Origin of the sequence: Halorhodospira sp. 9621 (genome assembly GCF_022228055.1) — a bacterium.
In the GTDB taxonomy this organism is placed as follows: Bacteria; Pseudomonadota; Gammaproteobacteria; order Nitrococcales; family Halorhodospiraceae; genus Halorhodospira; species Halorhodospira halophila_A.
In genome coordinates, this window is record NZ_JAJNRD010000122.1 from 1 (window position 1) to 393 (window position 393).

Genomic DNA, 393 nt, shown 5'->3' on the forward strand with positions numbered 1-393 from the left:
ACCGACAGGTCGCCCAGCTCGGCCGCGCGGATCAGCCGGCGACCCAAGAGAAGATCGAAGGCCTGATCCAGAGCCTTCAGCGCCACGCCGGCATGGAGGGCGTAGACGCTGATGGCGTGCGTTTTGACCCGGCCCGTTCGCTCGGCCCGGCGTGGCTGCTGACCGAACTCTGGCAGGAGCTGGGTTTCGATCGCGCCCTACGCCGCGCGTTCCGGTCCTCGTACCGCGAGTTCGACCTGGAGGCGGTTGTTCGGCTGCTAGTCTTCAACCGGCTCTGCGACCCGAGCAGCAAACTTGGCGTGCTGCGCTGGCTCGAGCGCGTGCATCTGCCTGGAGTCGACACCCGAGACCTCCACTACGCCCAGCTGCTGCGCGCCATGGACGCGCTGATCG

The 393-nt window shown here is 67.7% G+C and carries 1 pseudogene; it reads left to right on the forward strand.

What is annotated here, in order from left to right:
• Positions 1-393, forward strand: a pseudogene (locus LRF89_RS13390) (IS1634 family transposase); the annotation flags it as partial.